The sequence below is a fragment of the Marinicrinis lubricantis genome (assembly GCF_042658665.1).
Classification (GTDB): domain Bacteria; phylum Bacillota; class Bacilli; order Paenibacillales; family KCTC-33676; genus Marinicrinis; species Marinicrinis lubricantis.
Genome location: NZ_JBHSQV010000052.1, coordinates 1 through 665, shown reverse-complemented (window position 1 = coordinate 665; position 665 = coordinate 1). Strand labels below are relative to the sequence as shown.

The 665-nt window shown below is 34.0% G+C and carries 1 protein-coding gene; it reads left to right on the top strand.

Annotation, left to right across the window (positions count from 1 at the left end):
• Positions 1 to 137: 137 nt before the first annotated feature.
• On the top strand, positions 138 to 365 hold the full coding sequence (locus ACFPXP_RS07980; RefSeq protein WP_379893710.1) for a sulfurtransferase TusA family protein: 228 nt from the start codon (positions 138 to 140) through the stop codon (positions 363 to 365).
• Positions 366 to 665: the final 300 nt, after the last annotated feature.

Genomic DNA, 665 nt, shown 5'->3' with positions numbered 1-665 from the left:
CATATTGTAAATAAATTAAAGACCACCTATATGTATCCATAATAAATGGTGTGTCAACTATTAGGTGTTTATGAGATTTTAAGAATTCGGGAGTATTCGGGAGAAAATTTAACTTTATAGAGGGAGGAGTTAATTTAATGAACAGCGATAAAGTATTAGATGCAAAAGGATTGGCATGTCCGATGCCAATCGTACGGACGAAAAAAACGATTGATGAGCTTCAATCCGGTCAAGTGTTAGAAGTTCATGCGACGGATAAAGGTGCTAAAAATGACCTTACAGCTTGGGCGAAAAGCACAGGACATGAACTACTAAACGATGCAGAAGAAAATGGGGTTTACAAATTTTGGATTAAAAAAGCGTAAATGAAATGGGGGAGATGGCAATTAAATATTGTCATTCTCCTTTTTTATTAGATTTTAAGTTTGTTGGTTTCATGATAGGTCTTAAATTAGGAATTTTAAAAGCATTTCCAAATCGTGATAGGTACCGGAGGTGTGATTATGCAAAGAAAAAAAAGAATTATTTATTTTGTTACATGAATCAATTTCATAATGCATAGTTACAGATTCGTATACCAGCCGAATTTATGGTCAATTCGTTTTAAAAACTTATGCCGCCTGTTCTTGCAATTGTCGGCTTAGACGATCACATACTAATTTGGT